Genomic DNA, 24,736 nt, shown 5'->3' on the forward strand with positions numbered 1-24,736 from the left:
TAGCCTCATTCCGTAGGCCCGGTAAGCGCAGCGCCACCGGGCAAAAACTTAGTGAGAAGGTTCCAGCGTCAGTTCCGGCGTCAGCGTGCGGGTGACCATCGCGTTACGCAGTAACACAAAGCCACAGGCCACCATGCCGCCGATGATTGCCGCCAGCACCACGATCAGCGCCTTGCCCGGACCGTCTTTTTTCACCGGATAGGACGGCGCCAGCTGGTATTTGAAGGGTTCGAAATCGACGTTTTTCACGCTGACTTTTTCCAGTTCGGCCAGATGAAACTCGCGGTTACGCAGTTCAGCGTTCAGATCGGAAATATCGCGCAGCGATTTCTCGATTTTTAATTTCTCCTGGATCCCATCCGCGCCCAGCGCAATAGAGAAATCCGGATCGTCATTCACCACCTGACCATTGCTGTATACCGGACGTTTAATTCCCGCCGCGTTCGCCACTTCCAGCGAATAGTTAAGACGCTGGATCTTAATATCACGCTGGTTGGTTAATCTGACGCGATCAAGCATTAATTTTTCTTTTTCGAAATGCGTTTTCAGCGCCACCGTATTACGGATGCTGTCGAGCGTTTCTTTTGTCACCAGCGCCGCTACATAATTAATGTATCCCTGTAACACCGCCTGCGCATCTTTCGCCGTTGGCGCGGTAAAGCTTAAATTCCATGACACATACGGCAGTTCAGGATCGCTTTTTCCTTTTGCATTGTCGGCGGCTTTCATATTGTCCGAAAGGGCAACCACCGCCCGCTGCAATTGCTGAGGATCAATATCAGCGTCTTTCAGTTGTCCCATTACCTCCGGCGACGACATGAAATATTCCTGCATCAGCGCACGGGAGTTAAAGGCTTTGATAAAGCGATTGAAAACATCAGGTTGAGAAATCGGCACCTCAATATCCAGTACGCGTAGCTGCATCAGCGTCTGTTGCAACTCATTCCATTGCAGCTCTTCTGCGGGAGTAATAATGGCCTGGCTGGTCCATCTCTGAGGCATCATGAAGGTTGCCACCAATGCTCCAATAACAGCAAAGGCAAGCGCGATCCCGATGATTTGTTTCTTTGCGCACCATAAAACGTCGAGCAGCGCCAGCAGATCGATTTCATTATTACGATGGGTTTCAAGCGGATAATTACTGAACTCCACATCCCTGTCTTGCTTAATATTCGTTGAGGACATTTTATTAACTTCTTTAAAGTATATAGGCCGAATAAGCTCATCCTGTGTTCGGCTCAATGGTATTACAAAGTGAGAATAATCTGAATCCCTGAGAGGTGAAATGTGCTGTCTAGCTACAAATTTTTGTAGTTTTGTGACTGAAGTATGACGCAGATGCTTCAGGCTGGCTGATATATAAGCAGAATAATTGCCCGCAATGATTGCTCATCACGGGCGATAAACTTATTACATCACTGCAACAATTTCTGCATTATCGGCCCGATAGATTCGAAGGCGCGGGGAGAGATAATATCGACGTGCGCGCAGGGCTGCGAATAACACTCCAGCTCACGTATCCAGGGCGACCAGGCGCGGGCGGGATCCATTCCTGATGGCCGCGTATGTTCGGCCACAAACAGCGTCGCTTTGCCGTCAAACGGCAGGCTGCGCGCGCTGGTAAGCAGGCGCACCGCGTCACCGTAGTTGCCTTCAATGGCGTTGAACAGCGCCGCCGACCCGCTCCCCTGCTGCGCGGCCAGAAACGCCTCCCGCTCGCGGTCAATTTCCGCCAACACTTCCGGATCCAGTCCGTTGGCTTCTTTTTCCGCCCAGTTTTGCGTCTCCGGCGGCCAGGTGTCCAGCAGTCCCAGAAACGCCACCGCCTCGCCACGCTGGCGTAAGCGGGCGGCGATGCCCTGCGCCAGCGTACCGCCGAGGGAATAGCCGAACAGGTAGTACGGGCCGTGCGGCTGACGCTCCAGCAGCGTGGCCAGATGATGCTCGCACACCTCATCCAGCGTGGCAGCAGTCGCCATTGGGCCGTCCGGGCGCGGTGACTGAATACCGGTGATCGACCAGTGCGGAGGCAGATAGCGCGACAGCACGCTGAACTGCCAGGCAAAGCCGGACGCCGGATGGAAGCAGAACAGCGTTGGCCCGTCGCTTTCACGCAGCGGCAAAATCGTCTCATACCCCAGACGTTGCGCCTGCTCGTCGTTTTCGGCGTCGAGCAGCGCTGCCAGCGCAGCGACCGTTGAGGCGACCATAATTTGCCCCGGCGTCACCTGACGCCCACTCTCGCGGCTGAGCAGTGCCGCCAGCCGCATCGCCAGCAGCGAATGCCCGCCGAGCGCGAAGAAATCCGCCTCTGCATCCTTCACCTCGCAGCCCAGCAGCTCGCTGAACGCCTGCGCCACGCGGATCTCACTGGCCGTCTGCGGCGCGCGCCCGTGTGCTTTCGCGGTCAGTTCCGGCACCGGCAATGCTTTGCGATCCAGTTTGCCGTTGGCGCTGAGCGGCAGATCCGCCACCTGCACCAGCACCACCGGCACCATATGCGGCGGCAGGCGCGCGCTGAGCTGCTCACGCAGCGCCTCGCGATCCAGCGGCAGGCCCGATTCGGAAACCAGGTAGCCCACCAGTTGCCGCGCGTCCCCGCCGCCGATTGCAGCCTGATTGAGCACGCAGGCGTGCGCCACCGCCTGCGCCACGTCCGGCAGGCTCTGCATCACGCGATCGATTTCGCCAAGCTCAATACGCTGGCCGCGAATTTTCAGCTGATCGTCGCTGCGTCCGAGGTATTCCACCGCGCCGTTATCCAGCCAGCGCGCCACATCCCCTGTGCGGTACATGCGCTCGCCCGGCGCAAAGGGATCGGCAATAAAGCGGCTGGCGGTGAGATCGGCGCGGCCCAGATAGCCCTGCGCCAGCTGAATGCCGGTGAGATAGAGATCCCCCGCCACGCCGGGCGGCACCGGCTGCATCATGGCGTCGAGAATGCGCAGGCCGGTATTCCACACCGGAAAACCAATAGGCACGCTGTTGCCGCTGACGGCCGCCAGCGCTTCGCCGTGGGCCGGATACCAGCTGACATCCACCGCAGCTTCCGTCGGACCGTACAGGTTATGCAGCGGCGCGCCGGTCAGTTGCTCCCATTCCCGACACAGATCCGCCGGTAAGGCTTCGCCGCTACAGAACACCTGTTTCAGCGTGCGGCAGCTTGCGCGGGCAGTTTCCGGCGTCAGCGCGGCGACAAAGGCCGCCAGCATCGACGGCACAAAGTGAGTGGTGGTCACGCCCCACTGCGCGAAGAAGTGTTGCAGCGCCTGCGGATCGCGGTGCGCCTCCGGCTCCGCCATCACCAGTTTCGCCCCGGTGATAAACGGCCAGAAAAATTCCCATACCGAGACGTCAAAACTGCACGGCGTTTTTTGCGCCACCACGTCGTCGGCGCTCAGCGGATAAGCCGCCTGCATCCACAGCAGACGGTTAACAATCGCCGTCTGCCCGACCATCACCCCTTTCGGGCGACCGGTGGAGCCGGAGGTGAAAATAATGTACGCCGTGTGTTCCGGACGCGAGAGATCAAGCCCCGGCGCGTCGCTCACCGGCAGCGGCGCGGTGTAACACAGGGTGTTGAGATGCGGCAGATCCGCAAAGCGCCCCTGCTGCTCCGGGGCGGTGATCAGCAGCCGCGGACGGGCATCTTCCAGCATCATGCGCAGACGATCGTCAGGATAGCCGGTATCCAGCGGCAGCCAGGCGGCCCCCGCTTCAACGATGGCATGCAGCGCCAGCGACAGGAATACCGAGCGCGGCAGCGCCACCGCCACGCTGTCGCCGGGCTGCACGCCCTGCTCGCGCAATAGCTGCGCCAGCGCAATCACCTGCTGGCGCATCTCGCGGTAACTGAACTGCCAGCGGGCATCCGCCAGCGCGGGGGCATGCGGAGTTTTCAGCGCCTGCGCCGCCACCAGCTGGCTGAGCGTAGTTTCCGGCAGCGTTCTGCCGGTATCGTTAATGCGCGCGATCTGCTCAAGCTCGTCGGGCGATATGAGCTGCGCATCGCCGCAGCGCAGATCCGGCGTGCCGGCAAACTGGCGCAACAGCGCGTCCAGCCGCGCGGCATGCGCGTTAAGCGTGCTTTCGTCGTAGCGTTGACGGTTCGCCAGCACCTCAATACTCAGACCGCCCTCCTCGTCCGGGATCAGGGCGATTTCCAGATCGTTCACCGGCCCGGTCGCCAGCGTATGAGTGCTGCCCGCCACGCCGTCCAGTTCCAGCTGATAATCAAACATTTTGACGTTCAACACCGGGCCGAACAGCGGCTCATCCCCCGCCGCGCGTCCGGCGTCGCGTACGATCTGCTCGGCGTCGTACCGCTGATGGCGGCGCATTTTTTTCAGGCTGGCGGCGAGTTTTTGCGCAAGCTCCGGCAGCGTGGCCTGCGCATCAATATTCACCGCCAGCGGCAGCACGTTCAGCACCGGGCCGGTGGCGGTCAGCGCCGCCGATCCCATGCGGCGCATAAAGATAAATCCGGCGGCGTAGTCCAGGCGTCCGCACAGCCTTCCTAGCCACAGCGCCACTAACGCCAGCGCGAGATCGGCCCGCTGGCAGCCCGGCGCGCTGGCGGCAAGCCGCGAGAAGGCCTGGCGCTCCAGGGTCTGTTTCAGGCGCAGAATATCCGTGGTTGCGGCGCGACCCGGCAGCGGCGTGCCGGACAGGGAAACCGGCGGCGGCAGCGTGCGCTTCACCTCGCCCCAGAATGCGCCGTCACGGGCATACGCCTCGCTGTCGCGGTAGCGCTGGTACTCGTCCACCACCTCCGCAAAGGGGGTAAAAGGCGACGGCGGCGTCGGCGCTCCGCTGCGCCAGGCGCGGTAAACGACGGCGATCTGCCGGGTAATCGCCGGAAAACTGAAGCCATCCACCAGCAAATGGTGATAACGCTGATACCAGTACCAGCGATCCTCACCGATGCGGAACAGCGCGTGATGCACCAGCGGTTGTCCGCTGTCGACGCGCAGGTTTTGATCCAGGTCTGCCTGCATCTGCGCCAGCGCGGCGCTGTGGGGACAGGCGGCATCACGCACATCAATAATGGACGGTACGGCAAGGGTCAGCGCCTCATCGACATACTGGAACACCTCGCCGTTATCTTCCACAAAGCGCATACGCAGGGTATCGGCCTGCGTCATGCCGGTGGCAATCGCCTCGCAAAGCAGCGGGGCATCCAGCGCGGCGCTGGTAATGTCTACATAATGCGCCACGCTCCAGGCGTTGGGCAGCGTGGAGAGTTTTTCAGCCATCCAGATCCCGGGCTGAGCGGCAACTAAAGGAAGTCGAGCGGACATGCGGGTTCCTCAGCGCGCGTAATGCGCAGGGGTTAGAGTCTGCCAGTGGGTGGTCAGCCAGGCGTTGCAGGCGTCCTGCGGCTGCGGCTCGCAGATAACCTGCCAGCCCTCCGGCAGCGCGCACTGCTGCGGCCACAGGCTGTACTGCTGCTGCGCATTTTGCAGAATATAAAAGTGTCCCTGTGCGTTATCGAAGGGATTACTGAATTCCATACCAGGCTCCTGTGGGGTAACGGCTTATGGCGTGGCGGGGGACAGGGATTGCCAGAGGGCGATCAGCCCGGACGTCAGGCCGCCGCGCCAGCAAAGGGCATCGTGTCCGCCGTCAACCTCACGCCACAGCAAGGTCTGCGGGGTGTCCTGCAACAGGCTTAATAACGTCTGATTGGCGCGCCAGATCAGCGGCTCGCGCTTACCGGCTTCCAGCACGATGCGCAGTCCGCGGGCGTTCACATCGCCACGACGCAGCTGTTCAATAAGTTCGCCGTCCTGCTGCGCGCCGCGGTGCGGCCACCAGTAAGATCCTGACTGACTCAGCACGCAGCCAAAACGCTGCGGCCAGTGCAGTCCGGCGTACAGCGCCGCCAGACCACCAAAACTCTGACCGGCGACGAGGGTGCGCGCAGGGTCTGCGCTGAACGTCGTGCGGGCGTGGATCAGCGGCAGTAATTCCTGCTGCACGGCCTGCCAGAAATCGGCGTTGCAGGGCAGTTCGCGGCTGCGGTGAGCGTTATCAATCACGTCGATCAGCACATAGACGGCGGGCGGAAGCTGGCCGTCGTCAGTGAGCGCCGCCAGCGCGGGCCAGACGGGCATACTTTCCGCCCAGAACTGCCCGTCGAGCAGAATAGCCAGCGGCGTGTCGCTGGTGACCGCCCCTGTGGTGTAGATCCACACCCGGCGGCGGTTGTTCAGCATCGCGCTGTGCCAGTGAATACATTCCGGCGGCGTAAATGGCGTGTCGGGGCGATCCCAGCCCGGCTGTAGCGGGGCCTGCGGCATTTCCAGCGCGGAAACCCCATGGCCGCGTCCGCCGCGCCAGGAATCCTTATTCAGCGGATCGGCGATCGCCTTTGGCAGCAACGTGCGCCAGCCTTCGCGCAGCGCGGCGCGATCCGGCGTCTGGCCTGCAAACACCGCGGCGGAAAAATCGCTGTCGTTTTCACTGGGGATAAAACAGTAGCTCCCCCGCCAGCAGGCGGGCAGCGTCGTTTGCCAGCACCAGACATCGGTTCCGGCGAGGCGGCGCAGGGATTGCGGCGCGGACTGCTGATGATGGTCGGTAACGCCGGTGATATAGATCCAGACGTGGCGCACCGGCGAGGTGGCTTCAATGCCTGCCGGATCGCGCCACCAGAAGGTGACCTGATACGCCTCTTCGCTTTCGCGACGCCATTCCGGCCCGTGCTTTGTACTCCACCAGGCGTCACTGCCCGTTACTTGCGTTGTCACCGTTCTGCAACTCCAGGTTACCTGCGAAATATTGTTACAAGACAACAATTGTCGATAATATTATTGATAACTATTTTCATTTGCAATAGCGTATTGGCGCGCGGCGGGATGCGCGTCTTTCACTCTATTCGGTTAGCCGTGCGCGTTTGCAGGATGCAGAGGCTGGCGACAAACTCAGGTAATAACATGAATAATAAATTTAATACCCTGGCCGTACTGGTTCATTTGGGTATCTCAGGGGTAGCACTGCCGGTGTATGCGGCAGAAACCAGCGACGACGACACCATTGTGGTGACCGCCGCGCAGCAAAACTTACAGGCGCCGGGCGTGTCCACCATCACCGCCGATGAGATCCGCAAAAACCCGCCCGCGCGCGACGTATCAGAAATCATCCGCACCATGCCGGGCGTCAACCTTACCGGTAATGCCACCAGTGGCCAGCGCGGTAATAACCGCCAGATCGATATTCGCGGCATGGGCCCGGAAAATACCCTGATCCTGATCGACGGCAAACCGGTGACCAGCCGTAACTCGGTGCGTCTGGGGTGGCGCGGCGAGCGTGATACCCGCGGCGATACCGGCTGGGTGCCGCCAGAGATGATCGAACGCATCGAAGTGATCCGCGGTCCGGCGGCGGCGCGTTACGGTAACGGCGCGGCGGGCGGCGTGGTGAACATCATCACCAAACCGGTAAGCAGCGACTGGCACGGTTCCTGGAACACCTACCTGAACGCGCCGGAGCATAAAGACGAAGGCGCGACCAAACGCACCGACTTCAGCCTCACCGGACCGCTGGGGGGCGATTTCAGCTTCCGCCTGGTGGGAAATCTGGATAAAACGCAGGCCGATGCCTGGGACATCAACAAAGGCCATCAGTCTGAACGCACCGGCATTTACAGCGACACTCTCGCCGCCGGACGCGAAGGGGTGGAAAACAAAAATATCAACGGCGTGCTGCGCTGGGACTTTGCGCCGATGAACTCGCTGGAGTTTGAGGCGGGCTACAGCCGCCAGAATAACCTCTACGCGGGGGACACGCAGAACACCAACAACGACAATAAAACCAATGGTCTGGTGAAAAAATACTACGGCAAAGAGACTAACCGTTTGTACCGCCAGAACTATGCCATCACCTGGAACGGCGGCTGGGAAAACGGCGTCACCACCAGCAACTGGGCCCAGTACGAGCACACGCGCAACTCCCGTCTGGGCGAAGGGCTGGCGGGCGGCACGGAAGGCCTGTTCAACAGCGAGAAGTTCAGCGATATCGATCTGGCTGACGTGACGCTGCACAGTGAAGTGAACATCCCCTTTGAGTATCTGTTCAACCAGAACCTGACAATTGGCACCGAATGGAACCAGCAGCGCATGAAGGATCTGGCGTCCAACACCCAGGCGCTGTCCGGCGGCGCGATCCCCGGCTACGACAGCACCGGCCGCAGCCCCTACTCCAGCGCAGAGATTTTCTCGCTGTTCGCCGAAGACAATATGGAGCTGACCGACAGCACCATGCTGACGCCTGCGCTGCGTTTTGATCATCACACGGTGGTCGGCAATAACTGGAGCCCGTCGCTGAACCTCTCTCAGGGCCTGGGCGAAGACTTCACCCTGAAAATGGGTATCGCCCGCGCCTATAAAGCGCCGAGCCTGTATCAGACCAACCCGAACTATATTCTGTATAGCCGTGGTCAGGGCTGCTACGCCAGTCCGGTCGGCACCGGCTGCTATATGCAGGGTAACGACGACATGAAGGCCGAGAACAGCATCAACAAAGAGATCGGCCTCGAATTCAAACGCGACGGCTGGCTGGCGGGCGTGACCTGGTTCCGCAACGATTACCGCAACAAAATCGAGGCGGGTTATGTCCCGGTCGGCCAGACCCAACAGGGATCGCTGAAGACCGATATTTACCAGTGGGATAACGTGCCTAAAGCGGTGGTGGAAGGTCTGGAAGGGACGCTGAACGTGCCGGTGTCTGACGCCGTGACCTGGAGCAACAACCTCACGTATATGCTGCAAAGTAAGAATAAAGAGACCGGCGAGCGCCTGTCGATTATTCCGCAGTACACGCTCAACTCAACCCTGAGCTGGCAGGTGCGTGAAGATGTGTCGCTGCAATCCACCTTTACCTGGTACGGCAAGCAGCAGCCGAAGAAATTCAACTATAAGGGCGAGCGCACGACCGGCTCCGAAACCAACGAAGTCAGCCCGTACAGTATTGTCGGCCTGAGCGGGACCTGGGACGTGACCAAAAATGTCAGCCTGACCGGCGGGGTGAATAACCTGTTCGATAAACGTCACTGGCGCGCGGGCAATGCCCAGACCACCGGTGGTACTACGGGTTATATGTACGGCGCGGGCGCGGAAACCTTTAACGAGTCTGGCCGCACCTGGTTTATGGGCGTGAATACGCACTTCTGATATAGTCATAATGCCCGGCGGCGCTTGCTTGCCGGGCCTACGAACAGGGGATAAATAATGGATTATCATCACACCACACTTCCCCTCGCTGGCCTTACACTGCACCGCATTGATTTCGATCCCGCCACCTGGCGCGACGCCGATCTGTTCTGGCTACCGCACCATACACAGCTGCATCACACTTCACAAAAACGTCAGCGGGAACATCTGGCGGGCAGACTGGCGGCCTTTCACGCGCTGGGAGCGATCCCCGCCATTGGCGACAATGGCGCGCCCGTATGGCCTGCGGGGGTGTTCGGCAGCATCAGCCATAGCGGCACTACCGCGCTGGCGGTGATCGCGACCCGGCCGGTGGGAGTGGATATTGAACGCTGCCTCGATGCGAAACTTTGCGCAGAACTGGCGGACAGTATTGTCGATGCGGATGAGCGCGCGGTGCTGACCGCCTCCGGCCAGCCTTTACCCCTGGCGATCACGCTGGCGTTTTCCGCCAAAGAGAGCCTGTATAAAGCTTTTTCCGCCCGCGCCCTGCCTTACCCCGGCTTTGCCAGTGCGCGGGTGACGGCGCTAACCGACGCGCAACTCTCGCTTACCCTTTCCGCCCGCTTCTGCCCGGCGCTGGCCGGTGAAACCGTTACTGCGGACTGGTGCGTGGCGCAGGACGACGTCATCACCCTCTTATCGCACAACTGAACAGCTTATGCTTTTTCCGCATAAGCTAAGTCAAATTATGACTTTCAGGAAAATCTCATCCCCCCTAACGTAGCGGAACATAACAAACTCATTACGTTACTTTACAGGGATTGCTCATGACCAAAAAATTGCTGTCGTTACTGGTGCTGACCGCGCTGTCGGCCGCCAGCCATGCTGCCACGCCGCCGAATACGCTGGTGGTGGCGCAGGGGCTGGATGATATTGTCAGTCTTGATCCCGCGGAAGCGAACGAGCTTTCCAGCATCCAGACCGTGCCAAGCCTGTATCAGCGCCTGGTACAGCCGGATCGTGACAATCCTGAAAAAGTGACCCCGATCCTCGCCGAAAGCTGGCAGGCGGATCCGGCGGCTAAAACCCTGACCATCAAACTGAAGCCGGACGCGAAATTTGCCTCGGGCAATCCGCTGCGCCCGGAAGATGTGATCTTCTCCTATCAGCGCGCGGTGACGCTGAACAAATCCCCGGCTTTTATTCTGAACGTGCTCGGCTGGCAGCCGGACAATATCAACAGCCAGCTGAAAAAAATCGACGACCATACCGTGCAGTTGCAGTGGACGGCGGACGTCAGCCCGGCGGTGGCGCTGAATATTCTCTCCACGCCGATTGCCTCCATTGTCGATGAGAAGCTGGTAAGCGCGAATGTGAAAGGCGATGACTTCGGCAATGCCTGGCTGAAAATGCACTCGGCGGGCAGCGGCGCGTTCAAAATGCGCGTCTATCAGCCGCATCAGGCGATTGTGCTGGACGCCAACGATAACGCCGTGGGCGGCGCGCCTAAGCTGAAAAACATCATCATTAAAAACGTGCCCGATCCGGCGTCCCGCCGTCTGTTGATCGAGCAGGGCGATGCCGACGTGGCCCGCGATCTGGGGGCCGATCAGATCGGCGCGTTACAGGGCAAAAAAGGCGTGCAGGTGCTGAGCATCCCGTCTGCCGAGCAGAACTATCTGGTGTTTAACGCCGGTAACAGCGCCAATCCGCTGCTCAATAATCCGGCGTTCTGGGAAGCGTCACGCTGGCTGGTGGATTATGAAGGCATCACCAAAGATCTGCTGAAAGGCCAGTATTTTATCCACCAGAGCTTCCTGCCGGTGGGTCTGCCGGGTGCGCTGGAAACCAACCCGTTCAAATTCGATCCGGCGAAAGCGAAAGAGATCCTCGCGAAAGCGGGCATTAAAGATGCGCACTTCACGCTGGATGTTGAGAACAAACCGCCGTTTATCACTATCGCCCAGTCGATGCAGGCAAGCTTCGCCCAGGGCGGCGTGAAGGTGGATCTGCTGCCGGCCGCGGGCAGCCAGGTGTATGCCCGCGTGCGTGCGAAGCAGCATCAGGCGGCGATCCGTCTGTGGATCCCGGACTACTTTGATGCTCATTCCAACGCCAGCGCCTTTGCCTATAACGACGGTAAAGCCAGCACGGTCGCCGGTCTGAACGGCTGGCAGATCCCGGAGCTGAGCAAGCAGACGCTGGCCGCCGTGGCGGAGCCGGATGCGGCAAAACGCCTTGATCTGTACAGTAAAATGCAGGAACAGTTGCAGCATAATTCGCCGTACGTATTTGTCGATCAGGGCAAAACCCAGATCGTGGTACGCGACAATGTGAAGGGCTATCAGCAGGGGCTGAACGCCGATATGGTCTGGTACGACAACGTCACCAAGTAAGTTGCTACTGTTGCCGGGTGGCGCTGCGCTTACCCGGCCTACAAGGCTGCGATCCAGTTGTTTACAGGCCGGGTAAGGCGATGCCGCCCGGCAGGAAGAGATTTCCCATGCCACATCTTTCCACCCGCGTGCTGCAGGGTCTGCTGACTCTGCTGCTCACGCTCTTCGGGCTGCTGCTCGTTACCTTTGCGCTCTCCGCGTTTTCCCCTGTCGATCGCGTTTTGCAAATCGTCGGCGATCACGCCAGCCAGTCCACTTACGACCAGGTGCGCCACCAGCTGGGGCTGGATCAGCCGCTGCCGGTGCAGTTCTGGCACTATCTGTTAAATCTGCTGCATGGCGATCTGGGCACGGCCAGCGCCACCGGCCAGCCGGTGTTACAGGATTTGCTGGCGGCCTTTCCGGCCACCCTGGAACTGGCGACCCTGGCGCTGGTGGTCGGCGCGACCCTGGGCGTTATCGCGGGCGTGCTGTGCGCCCGTTTTGTCGGCAGCCCCTGGGATCTGTTCGTGCGTACCTTTACGCTGCTGGGTAATTCGGTGCCGATTTTCTGGCTCGGCCTGCTGATGCTGGCGCTGTTTTACGCCCGTCTGCACTGGAGCGCCGGGCCGGGCCGTCTGGACGATATTTATCTTTATACCGTGGAGCCGCGCACGGGTTTTGCGCTGATTGATACCGCGCTGTCCGGCGATGGCGAAGCCCTGCGCAACGCCATCAGCCACCTGGTTTTGCCGGTGCTGCTGCTGGCGTATTACTCGCTGGCGAGCATCACCCGCCTTACCCGCTCCGCCTGTCTGAGCGAAATGAACAAAGAGTACATTTTGCTGGCGCGCGCGAAAGGCGCAGGCGAGATGACCATTCTGCTGCGCCATGTGCTGCCGAATATTCGCGGCACGCTGCTGACGGTGATCGCCCTCGCCTACACCGGGATGCTCGAAGGCGCGGTGCTCACCGAAACGGTGTTCTCCTGGCCGGGCATAGGCCGCTATCTCACCACCGCGCTCTTTGCCGGGGATACCACCGCCATTATGGGCGGTACGCTGGTGATTGGCGTGAGCTTTGTACTGATTAATAACCTCACCGACCTGCTGGTGCGTCTGACCGATCCGAGGGTTCGCTGATGCCGACTTATCTTTTCCTGCGCCGTCTGCGCCGCTCCCCCGCCGCCCTGACCGGTCTGCTGATTGTGGCGATCTTACTGCTGATCGCGCTGTTCGCCCCCTGGCTGGCCCCGCGCGATCCCAACTGGCAGTCCGCCGCCGCCCGTTTGCAGGCGCCGAATGCCGACTACTGGCTCGGCACCGACAGCTACGGGCGCGATGTGCTGTCGCGGCTGATTTACGGCACCCGCCCGGCGCTGGGGCTGGTGGCGCTGGTCACTGTCATCACCCTGCCCGCCGGTCTGCTGGTGGGGATTTTATCCGGCTATTACGGCGGCTGGCTGGAGCGCGTGCTGATGCGCTTTACCGATGTGGTGATGTCGATGCCGCGACTGATCCTCGCCTTCGCCTTTGTCGCCATGCTCGGCCCTGGTCTGGTGAACGGCGCGCTGGCGCTGGCGCTCACCACCTGGCCCGCCTATGCCCGCCAGGCGCGCAGCGAAATTCAGCGCCTGCGCCACAGCGACTATTTAGCCGCGTCAGAGATGATGGGCATTCGCGGCTGGCGACTGCTGGTCGGGCATATTTTACCGTTGTGTCTGCCGTCAGCGATTGTGCGGCTGGCGCTGGATCTGGCGGGCATTATTCTGGCCGCCGCCGGGCTGGGTTTCCTGGGACTGGGCGCACGTCCGCCAATGGCGGAATGGGGGGCAATGATTGCCGACGGTATGCAGGTGATCTTCGATCAGTGGTGGCTTGCCGCCGCGCCCGGCGCGATCATTCTGGTCGCCAGCCTTGCCTTTAATCTGCTGGGCGATGGCCTGCGCGATGTACTGGAGCCGCAACATGACTGACATTAACGTTCGCGTGGAGAACCTGACCATTGATTATCCCGCCGCGCAGGTGGTGAAAAACGTCAGCTTTACGCTCGGCAATGAGCGGCTGGCGCTGGTGGGCGAATCCGGCTCCGGCAAATCGATGACCGCTCGCGCGCTGATGGGTCTGGTGCGCCGCCCGGGCATAGTGCGCGCGACTGAGCTTAGCGTCGGCGGCCAGGATCTGCTGACGCAAAAGCCTGCCGGCTGGCGGGCGCTGCGCGGTAATCATCTGGCGATGATATTGCAGGATCCTCGCTACGCGTTAAATCCGGTAAAAACCATTTTCTCCCAGATTGAGGAAACGCTGACGCTGCATCAGCGCATCAATAAACAGGAGCGCCGGGATCGCATTCGCGAGGCGGTGCTGGCGGTCGGGCTGAACGAGACGGTGCTGAACCGCTATCCGGGCGAGCTTTCCGGCGGTATGGGGCAGCGGGTGATGATCGCCATTGCGCTGATCAACAATCCGCGCGTGCTGATCGCCGATGAACCTACTTCAGCGCTGGATGCGCGCCTGCGTAACCAGATCCTCGAACTGCTGGTGGAACAGTGCGAACAGCGGCAGATGGCGATGCTGCTGATCAGCCACGATTTACCGCTGGTGGCGCAGCACTGCCATCGCGTGCTGGTGATGTATCAGGGGCAAAAGGTGGATGAAATGCCTGCCAGCCAGCTTGCCACCGCCACGCATCCCTATACCCGCACCCTGTGGACCTGTCGCCCTAACGCCGCCACCTACGGGCAGATGTTACCGACGTTGAATCGCGCGGAGTTAAAACGATGAGCCTCGTTACGATCGAAAATTTACAGGTCAGCTTTGCTGACAAAATCGCCGTCTCCGCCGCCAGCTTCAGCGTGCAGGCGGGGGAAACCTTCAGCCTGATCGGCGAGTCCGGCTGCGGAAAATCCACTATCCTGCGGGTACTGGCGGGTTTGCAGCGGGAGTGGCAGGGGCGCGTGTCGCTGTTTGACGAGCCGGTGAAACCCGGCCTGCGCTTTCAGGGCGTCCGGCGTCGCAATGTGCAGATGGTGTTTCAGGACCCTTACGCTTCGCTGCATCCTAACCATACGATTTACCGCACGCTATCCGAGCCGCTGCGCATTCACGGCGAACAGGACAGCGCCGTGCGGGTGGCGACTGCGCTCTCTGAGGTGGGACTCCCCGCCGACGCAGCACAGCGCTATCCGCACCAGCTGTCCGGCGGTCAGCGCCAGCGGGTGGCTATCGCCCGTGCGCTGCTGCTGCGCCCGCGTCTGCTGCTGCTCGACGAGCCGACCTCGGCGCTGGATATGTCGGTGCAGGCGGAAATTCTTAACCTGCTGAATACCCTCAAGCAGGCGCACCAGATGACCTATCTGCTGGTCAGCCATGATGCGGATTTTATCGCCCATATGTCCGACCGGGCGGCCTTTATGGCCAGGGGCGTGATCCAGCGATTTTATGATCGCGCGGCGTTAGTGGCCGGGGATCACCGCTCCTGAAATGCCTCCAGCCTGCGCTTTTGCCTGCCCTGCGCGTCAAAATTATCCTCTGCCAGCCAGGCGCGGATCGGCACATCGCGGGCGGGCCATTCCGCGTCGATGATCGACAGCCAGTCGCTGTCACGGTTGCGGCCTTTGCGTACGATTTTCTGGCGAAAGCGGCCTTCAAAGGTAAAGCCCAGCCGTTCGGCGGCGCGGCGGGAAGCGACGTTCAGGGAATCACACTTCCACTCCACCCGACGGTATCCGTATGCAAAGGCATTGCCGAGCAGTAACCATACGGCTTCGGTGCCGAACACGGTCTGCTGCATGCGCGGCGACCAGGTGACGTGACCGATCTCAACGGTACCGTTTTCCCGATCGATTGCCATGTAGCATACCAGCCCTAACGCACGACCACTTTTCAGATCGATGACCGCATAAGGCACCAGCCCCTGGTCCTGCACTTTGCCGTCGATCCAGGCGGCGGTATCCGCAACCGACGCCGGGCGATCGCTGGCCATCCACGTCCAGTCCCGCTCGTCGGCGGCCTGCGCGTAAGCATCAAACAGATCGGCGGCATGCTCTGCCGTCAGCGGATCCAGACGACAGTAGTGACCGGACAGCACCTTACGCGGCAGCGCAGGCGCGCCCTGCCAGTCAGTCAGCGCATCGCCCACCGTCTGACCATATTCATTAATTTCAGGCACGTGACATCCTCATTGGGTTGTAATGAATTTGTTATATCAGGCTCACAGGACAGAAGAAAGCATCATTCGCGGCATGAGTTTTGTTCAGAAGATTTCGCTCACGGAAGGAAAAGAGAGAGGCAAAATTCCCGTCTATACTTATCAAAAAGCAGATATATTTGAGCGTAACTATGCCTTTAGCCGATTTTCATGTCTCCGATCCCTTTACCCTGGGCATTGAACTGGAATTACAGATCGTTAACCCGCCGGGTTACGATTTAAGCCAGGATTCGACCACGCTTATCGATGCGATGAAAGCGCAGGTCAGCGCGGGGGAAGTGAAGCACGACATCACCGAGAGCATGCTGGAGATCGCCACCGGCGTGTGCGTCGACATTCATCAGGCCGCCAGCCAGCTGGGCGCATTGCAGCACATCATTCTGCAAACGGCGGCGGAGCATCATGTAAAAATTTGCGGCGGCGGCACGCATCCGTTCCAGAAATGGCAGCGCCAGGAGATCTGCAACGATGAGCGCTATTCCCGCACGTTGCAGATGTTCGGCTATCTGATGCAGCAGGCGACGGTGTTTGGTCAGCATGTGCATATTGGCTGTCGCAGCGGCGATGACGCGATCTATCTGATGCACGGGCTATCGCGCTTTGTGCCGCACTTTATCGCGCTGGGGGCGGCATCGCCCTATATGCAGGGGGCGGATACGCACTTTGCCTCGTCGCGCTTAAATATCTTTTCCGCCTTCCCGGATAACGGCCATGCGCCCTGGGTGACTAACTGGTCAGAATTCGAGGGGCTGTTCCGCCGCCTGAGCTATACCAGCATGATCGAAAGCATTAAAGATCTGCACTGGGATATTCGCCCCAGCCCCAATTTTGGCACCGTGGAGGTGCGGGTGATGGATACGCCTCTGACGCTGGCCCATGCGATTAACGTCGCCGGATTTATTCAGGCCACCGCCCACTGGCTGCTCGCCGAGCGGCCTTTCAAAATGCAGGAGCGTGATTATCTGCTGTATAAATTTAACCGCTTCCAGGCCTGCCGTTTTGGCTTCGACGGCATTCTGACGGATGTGCATACCGGCGATCAGATCAGCATCAAGGACGACATTCTGCGGATGCTGGAAAAAGTCGCCCCCTATGCCGATAAACTCAATGGTGGTAGCGCGCTGGATGAGCTGTCGCGCTTTGTGCAACGCGGCAAAAGCGAGGCGCAGCTGATGCGTGATTTTGTGGCGGATGGCGGTTCGCTGTTTGGCCTGGTGGAGAAACACACCGAGATCTGGGCGTCGGGCTGATGCCTGACGATTGCACCTGCCGTGCAAATGACTTCTAATGGCGTTTTAACTGACGATTAACACCATAATGAAACATCCCCTTGAATCGCTGATGACCGCCGCCGGGATCCTGCTGCTGGCGTTCCTCTCCTGTCTGCTGCTGCCGGTGCCCTCCCCTGGCACCGCACTGGTGCAAAAACTGATTGGCCTCTTTCATCTGATGGATGCCAGCCAGTTTTACACCCTGTTCTTATGCGCGTGGTTTTTACTGCTCGGCACCCTGGAGTACCTGCTGCTGCGCTTTATCTGGCGTCGCTGGTTCTCGCTGGCGGGTTAAGCCTGACAGATCGCGCAGGCCATGCACCAGTGCTTCGGTCCAGGCGGCGTAATCATGGCCGCTGGACCACGGATGGAAGCTGACGCGATAGCCCTTCTCCCGCAGTACCTGCTCAAACTCCAGACTGTTTTTGTAGATGCCGCCGTCCGGGCCGCCGGTTTCAAAGCGTCCGGCCTGGAGCCAGAAGCGCACCGGATAGTGCGGCGCGTTCTGATACTGGCGCGTCAGCCAGCTGGCCGGTTCGCCTTTCGGCGCCCACCAGTAAGAGCCGGATAAGCTCAGCACGTTGCCGAACAGACGCGGGTAGCGCAGCGCCACCCAGGATGAGGCCAGCCCGCCGTAGCTCGCCCCGGCCAGCACGGTTTTATTGCGCTGCAATACAATGCCTTTCTGCCGCAGCCAGGGCACCAGTTCATGAGCCATAAAATCAGCGAAATCGGCGTTCGGCGGCAGTTCTTTTGCCCGCCTGGCATGATCAAGACTATCAATAAAGACGATATTAATCGGCAAAAGCGCATGCCGGGCGATGAGATCGTCCAGCACGTTGGCGGTGTGGTAGTCCCCCTGCCAGGTTTTACCGTCGAACAGGAACAGCGTCCAGCGTACCGGCTGCGGGCTTCGCGGGCGGTAGAGCACGATTTCACGGCTGTTACCCAGCCGTTCACTTCTGAACTGATAACGCTGTAGCGTGCCGTAACGCAGAGGTTTCGCCATGGCCTCGCCGGTGAAATAGCGGCCGCGGGACAGATCAAGCAGCGATGAACGGTTCCAGCGGTCGGTAAAGGGGCCGCTCATGGTGTGCGGGTTAAGGGGATCGGCCTGGGCGCTGACGAGGATGGCCCGGCGCTGATCGCGGGGCGTTCCTTCAACCTGCGGCACGTCAGGCGCGAGCTTATACTGCATCACCGTGTCGGCGGGTACGACGTAGCTGCGAAACCAGACGTCGGACTGGGCGAGGCGGAACAGCGGATCGTGATCCCCGGCCGGGGAGCCGAGTATAAAGACGTTACCCCGCGCGCCGCGCCATAAAAAGGTGACGCGTTTGTGCGTGGCATCCACCGGTTCCACAAGCGGTGTCCCGGCCTGCTGGCGCGCCTGCCAGAATGCCGCCGTCGTCCCGCCGGCAGCCAGCTGTTTAGCCAGCTGTTGCAACGTCGGGCTTACCGGCTCCATCACCTGCGCGCCCCTCAGCGGCGTGGTCTCTTTCATATGCCAGCGAAAGCGCCAGCGCGCGCCTTCTTCGCCGTGCAACACCAGCGAGGAGATCTGGTTTACCGGCAGAGCAAACAGCAGACTTTGCTGCCCGTCTGCCGGGCCGCCTTCCAGCAGCGTGCGGATACGGCGGTTGCTGGCGTCGAGCAGGCGGGCATCGGTGATGCCTTCCAGCGTAGCCGATACGTAATTTTCCTCAAGCGGCGGCAACTGGAAGCAGACCTCGCCGCTGGCATCAAACTTTCCCTGTTGCTCTCCCTGCACCGCGGGTGCCTCACAGCTTGCCGCCATCACCGGCATGGTGCTGAGGCCAATAAGTAATCCGCTTAACGCCATTTTCATTGCCAGACATTTCCCTGCTGAAATTTATATAGGACGCTAATGCAAATGCTAATTATTTGCAATATCATTCATAGTGATTTTGAGGGATACCTGCGATCCCCCTCCGGGGGACGCTGGCGGATGATGGCAAAAGCAAAACGGGAAATTAATAATAAAATGTTTAATAAAAATAAGATGATGCAACTCTGGGTGCTCAGCCTGGCGGCGGGTGCTGCGCTGCCGGTGAAGGCAAATGAAGAAACCATGGTGGTGACGCCGGGTACCGCAGAAGATCCCACGGCGCCCGTTAAAGGCATAGTGGCGACCAAAACCCTGTCGTCCACCAAAACCGCCACTGAGCTGGTGAAAACGCCGCAGTCGGTGTCAGTGGTGACGCGCGATCAGATGAAAGCGCTGGATGTCACCTCGGTGTCGCAGGCGTTGCGCTACAGCGCCGGGGCCTTTACCGAATACCGCGGCTCGTCAAACCGCAATGATGAGGTGTTCGTGCGTGGCTTCAGCTACGTGCCGAAATACCTCGACGGGCTGAGTTTTGGCGCCAGCGCGTCGTCGCAGACCGGCACGGTGGATCCCTGGCTGCTGGAGCGCGTTGAACTGGTACGCGGCCCGGCGTCGGTGCTGTTCGGTCAGGTGAATCCGGGCGGGCTTATCAGCATGACCAGCAAACGTCCGACGGCGGAGCCGATCCACAGCGTGCAGTTCCGCACCGGCAATAACGAGCTGGCGGAAGGCGCCTTCGATTTTGGCGGCCAGCTGAGCGACGATGGCCGCGTGCTGTATCGCGTCAACGGCCTTGGCCGCACCCAGCATAACCAGGTGGAGGATTATAAAGAGACGCGCATGGCGATCGCCCCGGCGATCACCTGGTTCCCGAACGATCAGACGCGCTTTACGCTGCTTTCCAGCTACCAGAAAGATCCCGACGCCGGGTATCGCAATTTCCTGCCCTATTACGGGACGGTGGTGCCGGTGGACGGCAAGTATATCCCGCGGGACTTTAACGTCAGCGATACGGATTACGACCAGTCCTGGCGCGAGCAGACGATGATCGGCTATGAGTTTGAGCATCAGCTTAATGAGGCGCTCACCTTCCGCCAGAATGCGCGTTATTCCACCATCAAACAGAAATACCGTTATCTGGTGTTTGCCACCAGCGCCGCTAACAGTTCCCTGCTGACCCGCCGCGCCCAGCATGAAACCCGTCAGACCGATGAGTTTGGCCTTGATAACCAGCTGGAAGCGCAATATGTCACTGGCGAGATAAGCCATACGCTGCTCGGCGGCGTGGATTATAAGTCCAGTAACGATCGCCAGACGCTGGCGCGCGGCGCAGGCTCGCAGTATGACCTTGACTGGCAGCGTCCGGTGTACGGCGTGAAGGTGGATGAAGGCGCATTCCGTACGATGACCGACGAAAAACAGACGCTGGATCAGCTGGGCGTGTATGCGCAGGATCAGCTGAGCTGGAATAACTGGGAATTACTGCTCTCCGGGCGTTATGACTGGGACGAAGTGCGCACCAGCGACTTTACCGGCACAGCGGATACGGTGCAGCAGAACGACAATAAATTCACCTGGCGCACCGGCCTGCTGTATGCCTTTGAGTTCGGCCTGTCGCCGTACATCAGCTACAGCACCTCCTTTGAACCTAACCTGCAAACTAACCGCGCGCCGGGCGTGGCGCCGTTCAAACCCACCACCGGCAAGCAAACGGAAGTGGGCGTGAAGTATCAGCCGGTGGACAGCACCCTGATGACGCTGGCGGTGTATGACTTAAGACAAAATAATGTACCCACCTATGACAGCGCGGCGGGCTGGTTTGAAAATGCCGGGGAAGTGCGCTCAAAAGGCGTGGAAGCCGAAGTGCATTCCACGCTGCTCGACAGTATTAACCTGATTGGCGCGTACACCTACACCGACGCGGAAACCGTCAGCACCACGGTCGCCGGCACCGAAGGTAAAACCCCGGCGCGTATTCCGACGCACATGGCTTCGGCTTTCGCCAGCTATACCCTGCCGGGCGGTCCGCTGAAAAGCCTGACCGCAGGGGTGGGTATGCGTTATATCGGCACCAGTTACGGCGACGCGCGCAACAGCTTTAAAGTCCCGGCGGTGGATCTGTATGACGCGATGGTAAGTTACGATCTGGGCGAGATGAACGGCAGCCTGAAAGGGGCGTCGGTGCAGTTTAACGTCAATAACGTGGCGGATACCAAATATGTGGCGTCCTGCGCCAGCGACTCGGCCTGCTTCTATGGCGTGGGCCGCACCATGACGGCGACGGTGAGTTATAACTGGTAAGGTGAAATAAAGCTCCCCTCACCCGCCGGTGAGGGGAAAACAGGATCACAGCGGCTGCGTCTGGGCTTCGACCACCGCCAGCGCCACCATGTTGACGATACGCCGTACGGAGGCGATGGGCGTCAGCACATGCACCGGTTTTGCCACGCCCATCAGCACCGGGCCAACGGTGACGCCTTCCGAGCTGGAAACGCGAAGTAAGTTGTAACTAATGCGCGCCGCCTCCACGTTCGGCATCACCAGAATATTGGCCGAGCCTTTCAGCGGGCTGTCCGGCATGCGATCCTGGCGAATACTCTCCACCAGCGCCGCATCGCCGTGCATCTCACCGTCGATCATCAGATCCGGCGCGCGTTCACGCACCAGCGCCAGCGTGTCGCGCATTTTGCAGGCCGCAGGCGAATTCGATGAACCAAAGTTAGAGTGCGACAGCAGCGCCACGCGCGGTTCGATACCGAAGCGGCGTACGGTTTCCGCCGCCATCAGGGTGATCTCCGCCAGCTGTTCCGGCGTCGGATCGTCGTTGACGTAGGTATCGGTAATAAAGGTGTTGCCGCTTGGCAGCAGTAAGGCGTTCATCGCCCCCGCCGCGTTCACGCCATCGCGATAGCCGAACAGCTGCTGCACCACGCTGAAATGCTCATGGTAATCGCCGATGGTGCCGCAGATCAGCGCATCCGCTTCGCCGCGCTGTACCATGATCGCGCCGATCACCGTGGAGTTGCTAATCACCGCGCGCTGCGCCTGCTCCTGGGTGATCCCCCGGCGTTTCATGATGCCGTAGTATTCGTTCCAGTACTCTTTAAAGCGCGGATCCGATTCATTGTTGACGATCTCAAAATCGACGCCCGCCTTGATTTGCAGCCCCAGCTTCTGGATGCGCATTTCGATGACGCCCGGACGACCGATCAGGATCGGCTTCGCCAGCCCCAGCGTGATCAGCTCCTGGGTGGCGTGCAGCACCCGCGCTTCCTCGCCTTCCGCCAGCACCACACGTTTCGGCTCGTTACGCGCCTGGGAGAAAATCGGCTTCATGAACAGGTTGGTTTTATAGACAAACTCCGTCAGCTTGTCGATGTAGGCGGTAAAGTCTGTGATTGGCCGGGTGGCGACGCCGGTATCCATGGCCGCTTTCGCTACCGCCGGGGCGATCTTGACGATCAGACGTGGATCAAAAGGTTTCGGGATCAGGTAGTCGGGGCCGAAGTTCAGATCCTGATCGCCATAGGCGGAGGCCACCACTTCGCTCTGCTCGGCATGGGCCAGTTCGGCGATAGCATGCACGGCGGCCAGCTTCATCTCTTCGTTAATGGCGGTAGCGCCCACGTCCAGCGCGCCGCGGAAAATAAACGGGAAGCAGAGGACATTATTCACCTGGTTCGGATAGTCGGAACGACCGGTGCAGATAATGGCATCCGGACGGACTTCTTTCGCCAGCGGCGGCAGGATCTCCGGCTCCGGATTAGCCAGCGCGAGGATCAGCGGCTGACGCGCCATCTCTTTGACCATTTCCGGCGTCAGCACTTTCGGCCCGGAACAGCCGAGGAAAATATCGGCGTCCTTCACCACGTCGGCGAGGGTGCGCCTGCCGTCATCGTCGATGGCGTAGGCGGCTTTGGTTTCCGCCATGTTCGGCTCGCGGTCTTTGTAGATCACCCCTTTTGAGTCGCAGACCACAATATTGTGTTTTTGCATGCCGAGCATGACCAGCAGGTTCATGCAGGCAATGGCGGCGGCGCCCGCGCCGGAGACCACCATACGCACGTCGGAGAGGTTCTTCTCCACCACCCGCAGGCCGTTCAGAATGGCGGCGGTGCTGATAATCGCCGTGCCGTGCTGATCGTCATGGAACACCGGGATGTTCATTCGTTCGCGCAGCTTCTGCTCGATGTAAAAACACTCCGGCGCTTTGATGTCTTCAAGGTTGATGCCGCCAAAAGTGGGTTCCAGCGACGCCACCACGTCGATCAGCTTGTCGGGATCCAGTTCGTCCACTTCAATGTCGAACACGTCGATGCCGGCGAATTTTTTAAACAGTACGCCCTTGCCTTCCATCACCGGTTTGCCTGCCAGCGCGCCGATATTGCCGAGGCCAAGCACGGCGGTACCGTTGGAAATCACCGCCACCAGGTTGCCGCGCGCGGTGTATTTGTACGCCGCCAGCGGATCTTTTTCGATTTCCAGACAGGGCGCAGCCACGCCCGGTGAATAGGCCAGCGCCAGATCGCGCTGCGTCGCCAGCGGTTTAGTGGGGGAAACCTGAATTTTGCCGGGAACCGGGAATTCGTGAAAATCGAGCGCGCTCTGTTTTAGTTGTTCATCCATTATGGTGATCCTTTCACGTATCGTTAGTAGGGTTGAAGCGTGATAGCTATCCTGATGCATCCACCAGTATCGCCCCATGACGGCTCATAAACTTTGAACGCCGCCAAACTCTTACCAATCCAAAAGCAAATTTGTTATCAAATTATAACAGTGCTGTTACACCCTTCCCCGGCAAGCCAGCCCCGGTCTGCTATGCTTTTTTATCAGGCCCGTGAACAACTTCACAAAAGTGTGCGATAACACACTAGCGTAAGCTTTTGGTTTTTAAGGAGTATTTAGCATGAATTATTTAGACGGCATCAAAAAATTCACCACCGTGGTCGCCGACAGCGGCGATATTGAGTCCATTCGCAGTTATCAGCCGGAAGACGCCACCACTAACCCCTCGCTGCTGCTGAAGGCCGCCGCGCTGCCGCACTTCTCCCACCTCGTTGATGACGCGCTGGAATACGGTAAAAAACGCGGGAAAACCCAGGAGCAGATCGTGGCGGAGGCCAGCGACAAACTGGCGGTGAATATCGGTGCGGAAATTCTGAAAAGCATACCGGGACGCGTCTCCACCGAAGTGGATGCCCGCCTCTCTTTTGATAAAGAAAAGAGCATGGCTAAAGCGCTGCGCCTGGTGGAGTTGTACGAGGAACAGGGCATTGATAAATCCCGCATCCTGATCAAACTCGCCTCCACCTGGGAAGGTATCCGCGCCGCCGAGGAGCTGGAAAAACAGGGCATCAAATGTAACCTGACCCTGCTGTTCTCCTTTGCGCAGGCCCGTGCCTGCGCCGAAGCGGGCGTGTACCTGATTTCGCCGTTCGTGGGCCGTATTTACGACTGGTATCAGGATCGCAAACCCATGGATCCGTACGTGGTCGAAGAAGATCCGGGCGTGAAGTCCGTACGTAATATTTATGATTTCTACAAGCGTAACCGCTTTGAAACCATCGTGATGGGCGCCAGCTTCCGCCGTATCGAACAGATCCTCGCGCTGGCAGGCTGCGACCGTCTGACCATCTCTCCGGCGCTGCTGAAGGAGTTGCAGGAGAAAGAAGGCACTGTTGAGCGCAAGCTGGTGCCGTCTTCCCAGACCTTCCAGCGTCAGCCGCCGCTGACCGAAGCCGAATTCCGCTGGGAGCATAACCAGGATCCGATGGCCGTTGAGAAGCTCGCCGATGGTATTCGCCAGTTCGCTGTCGATCAGCGCAGCCTGGAAGATTTGCTTGCCGCCAAACTGTAACTTTTGCCATGGAGAGAACT

General features: G+C 59.7%; 18 protein-coding genes. 11 read left to right on the top strand and 7 right to left on the bottom strand.

Translation table 11 applies throughout. The features are described from left to right. Positions 1-48: 48 nt before the first annotated feature. From wzz(fepE) to fes, 4 genes are all read right to left on the bottom strand, one after another. Positions 49-1,185: an LPS O-antigen length regulator Wzz(fepE) gene (gene wzz(fepE), locus QRD42_RS18670; protein ID WP_072569270.1), complete on the bottom strand. Its 1,137-nt coding sequence runs from the start codon at positions 1,183-1,185 to the stop codon at positions 49-51. A gap of 230 nt (positions 1,186-1,415) precedes the next feature. Beyond that, positions 1,416-5,300 (bottom strand): enterobactin non-ribosomal peptide synthetase EntF, encoded by a 3,885-nt coding sequence (gene entF / locus QRD42_RS18675; RefSeq protein ID WP_321987835.1) that lies wholly within the window; start codon positions 5,298-5,300, stop codon positions 1,416-1,418. A gap of 9 nt (positions 5,301-5,309) precedes the next feature. Further along, complete coding sequence (locus QRD42_RS18680) at positions 5,310-5,513, bottom strand: MbtH family protein (RefSeq protein ID WP_321987836.1); 204 nt, start codon at positions 5,511-5,513, stop codon at positions 5,310-5,312. A gap of 24 nt (positions 5,514-5,537) precedes the next feature. Further along, on the bottom strand, positions 5,538-6,752 hold the full coding sequence (gene fes, locus QRD42_RS18685) for an enterochelin esterase (protein WP_321987837.1): 1,215 nt from the start codon (positions 6,750-6,752) through the stop codon (positions 5,538-5,540). A gap of 186 nt (positions 6,753-6,938) precedes the next feature. On the opposite strand from fes, the gene QRD42_RS18690 reads away from it, so the two are divergent. The 7 genes from QRD42_RS18690 (at position 6,939) to QRD42_RS18720 (ending at position 15,011) form a co-directional block, all read left to right on the top strand. Beyond that, positions 6,939-9,173: a TonB-dependent siderophore receptor gene (locus QRD42_RS18690; protein ID WP_072569274.1), complete on the top strand. Its 2,235-nt coding sequence runs from the start codon at positions 6,939-6,941 to the stop codon at positions 9,171-9,173. A 57-nt stretch (positions 9,174-9,230) separates the two neighbouring features. Next, entirely contained in the window at positions 9,231-9,866 is a 636-nt protein-coding gene (gene entD, locus QRD42_RS18695; RefSeq protein ID WP_321987838.1) for an enterobactin synthase subunit EntD, read from the top strand. 116 nt (positions 9,867-9,982) lie between these two features. After that, entirely contained in the window at positions 9,983-11,551 is a 1,569-nt protein-coding gene (locus QRD42_RS18700; protein ID WP_072569276.1) for an ABC transporter substrate-binding protein, read from the top strand. 107 nt (positions 11,552-11,658) lie between these two features. Continuing rightward, the gene (locus tag QRD42_RS18705; RefSeq protein ID WP_318377667.1) at positions 11,659-12,672 is read left to right on the top strand and encodes an ABC transporter permease; all 1,014 of its coding nucleotides are present in this window, start codon (positions 11,659-11,661) and stop codon (positions 12,670-12,672) included. Next, on the top strand, positions 12,672-13,505 hold the full coding sequence (locus QRD42_RS18710; protein WP_321987839.1) for an ABC transporter permease: 834 nt from the start codon (positions 12,672-12,674) through the stop codon (positions 13,503-13,505). The genes QRD42_RS18705 and QRD42_RS18710 overlap by 1 nt, the downstream gene beginning before the upstream one ends. Continuing rightward, on the top strand, positions 13,498-14,313 hold the full coding sequence (locus tag QRD42_RS18715) for an ABC transporter ATP-binding protein (protein ID WP_321987840.1): 816 nt from the start codon (positions 13,498-13,500) through the stop codon (positions 14,311-14,313). The genes QRD42_RS18710 and QRD42_RS18715 overlap by 8 nt, the downstream gene beginning before the upstream one ends. Further along, complete coding sequence (locus tag QRD42_RS18720; RefSeq protein ID WP_321987841.1) at positions 14,310-15,011, top strand: ABC transporter ATP-binding protein; 702 nt, start codon at positions 14,310-14,312, stop codon at positions 15,009-15,011. Before QRD42_RS18715 ends, QRD42_RS18720 begins: the two co-directional genes overlap by 4 nt. Here the strand turns inward: QRD42_RS18720 and QRD42_RS18725 are convergent. Continuing rightward, on the bottom strand, positions 14,999-15,700 hold the full coding sequence (locus QRD42_RS18725; protein WP_321987842.1) for a GNAT family N-acetyltransferase: 702 nt from the start codon (positions 15,698-15,700) through the stop codon (positions 14,999-15,001). The genes QRD42_RS18720 and QRD42_RS18725 overlap by 13 nt on opposite strands. 170 nt (positions 15,701-15,870) lie before the next feature. Here QRD42_RS18725 and QRD42_RS18730 point away from each other — a divergent pair, with 170 nt between their 5' ends. Continuing rightward, the gene (locus QRD42_RS18730; RefSeq protein ID WP_072569282.1) at positions 15,871-16,989 is read left to right on the top strand and encodes a YbdK family carboxylate-amine ligase; all 1,119 of its coding nucleotides are present in this window, start codon (positions 15,871-15,873) and stop codon (positions 16,987-16,989) included. Between the two features lie 67 nt (positions 16,990-17,056). Next, a complete protein-coding gene (locus QRD42_RS18735) occupies positions 17,057-17,305 on the top strand; it encodes a DUF1158 family protein (protein ID WP_072569283.1) in 249 nt (82 codons plus the stop codon). Here the strand turns inward: QRD42_RS18735 and QRD42_RS18740 are convergent. After that, positions 17,234-18,859: an alpha/beta hydrolase-fold protein gene (locus QRD42_RS18740; RefSeq protein WP_321987843.1), complete on the bottom strand. Its 1,626-nt coding sequence runs from the start codon at positions 18,857-18,859 to the stop codon at positions 17,234-17,236. The two genes, QRD42_RS18735 and QRD42_RS18740, sit on opposite strands and share 72 nt — an antisense overlap. Before the next feature lie 156 nt (positions 18,860-19,015). Here QRD42_RS18740 and QRD42_RS18745 point away from each other — a divergent pair, with 156 nt between their 5' ends. Next, the gene (locus QRD42_RS18745; protein WP_321987844.1) at positions 19,016-21,160 is read left to right on the top strand and encodes a TonB-dependent siderophore receptor; all 2,145 of its coding nucleotides are present in this window, start codon (positions 19,016-19,018) and stop codon (positions 21,158-21,160) included. A gap of 45 nt (positions 21,161-21,205) precedes the next feature. Here the strand turns inward: QRD42_RS18745 and maeB are convergent, their stop codons facing one another. Then, complete coding sequence (gene maeB / locus QRD42_RS18750; RefSeq protein WP_321987845.1) at positions 21,206-23,485, bottom strand: NADP-dependent oxaloacetate-decarboxylating malate dehydrogenase; 2,280 nt, start codon at positions 23,483-23,485, stop codon at positions 21,206-21,208. Positions 23,486-23,765: 280 nt separating this feature from the next. Here maeB and tal point away from each other — a divergent pair, with 280 nt between their 5' ends. Beyond that, a complete protein-coding gene (tal, locus tag QRD42_RS18755; RefSeq protein ID WP_321987846.1) occupies positions 23,766-24,716 on the top strand; it encodes a transaldolase in 951 nt (316 codons plus the stop codon). Positions 24,717-24,736 lie beyond the last annotated feature (20 nt).

Origin of the sequence: Enterobacter sp. PGRG2 (assembly GCF_030291195.1) — a bacterium.
Lineage (GTDB): Bacteria > Pseudomonadota > Gammaproteobacteria > Enterobacterales > Enterobacteriaceae > Enterobacter_D.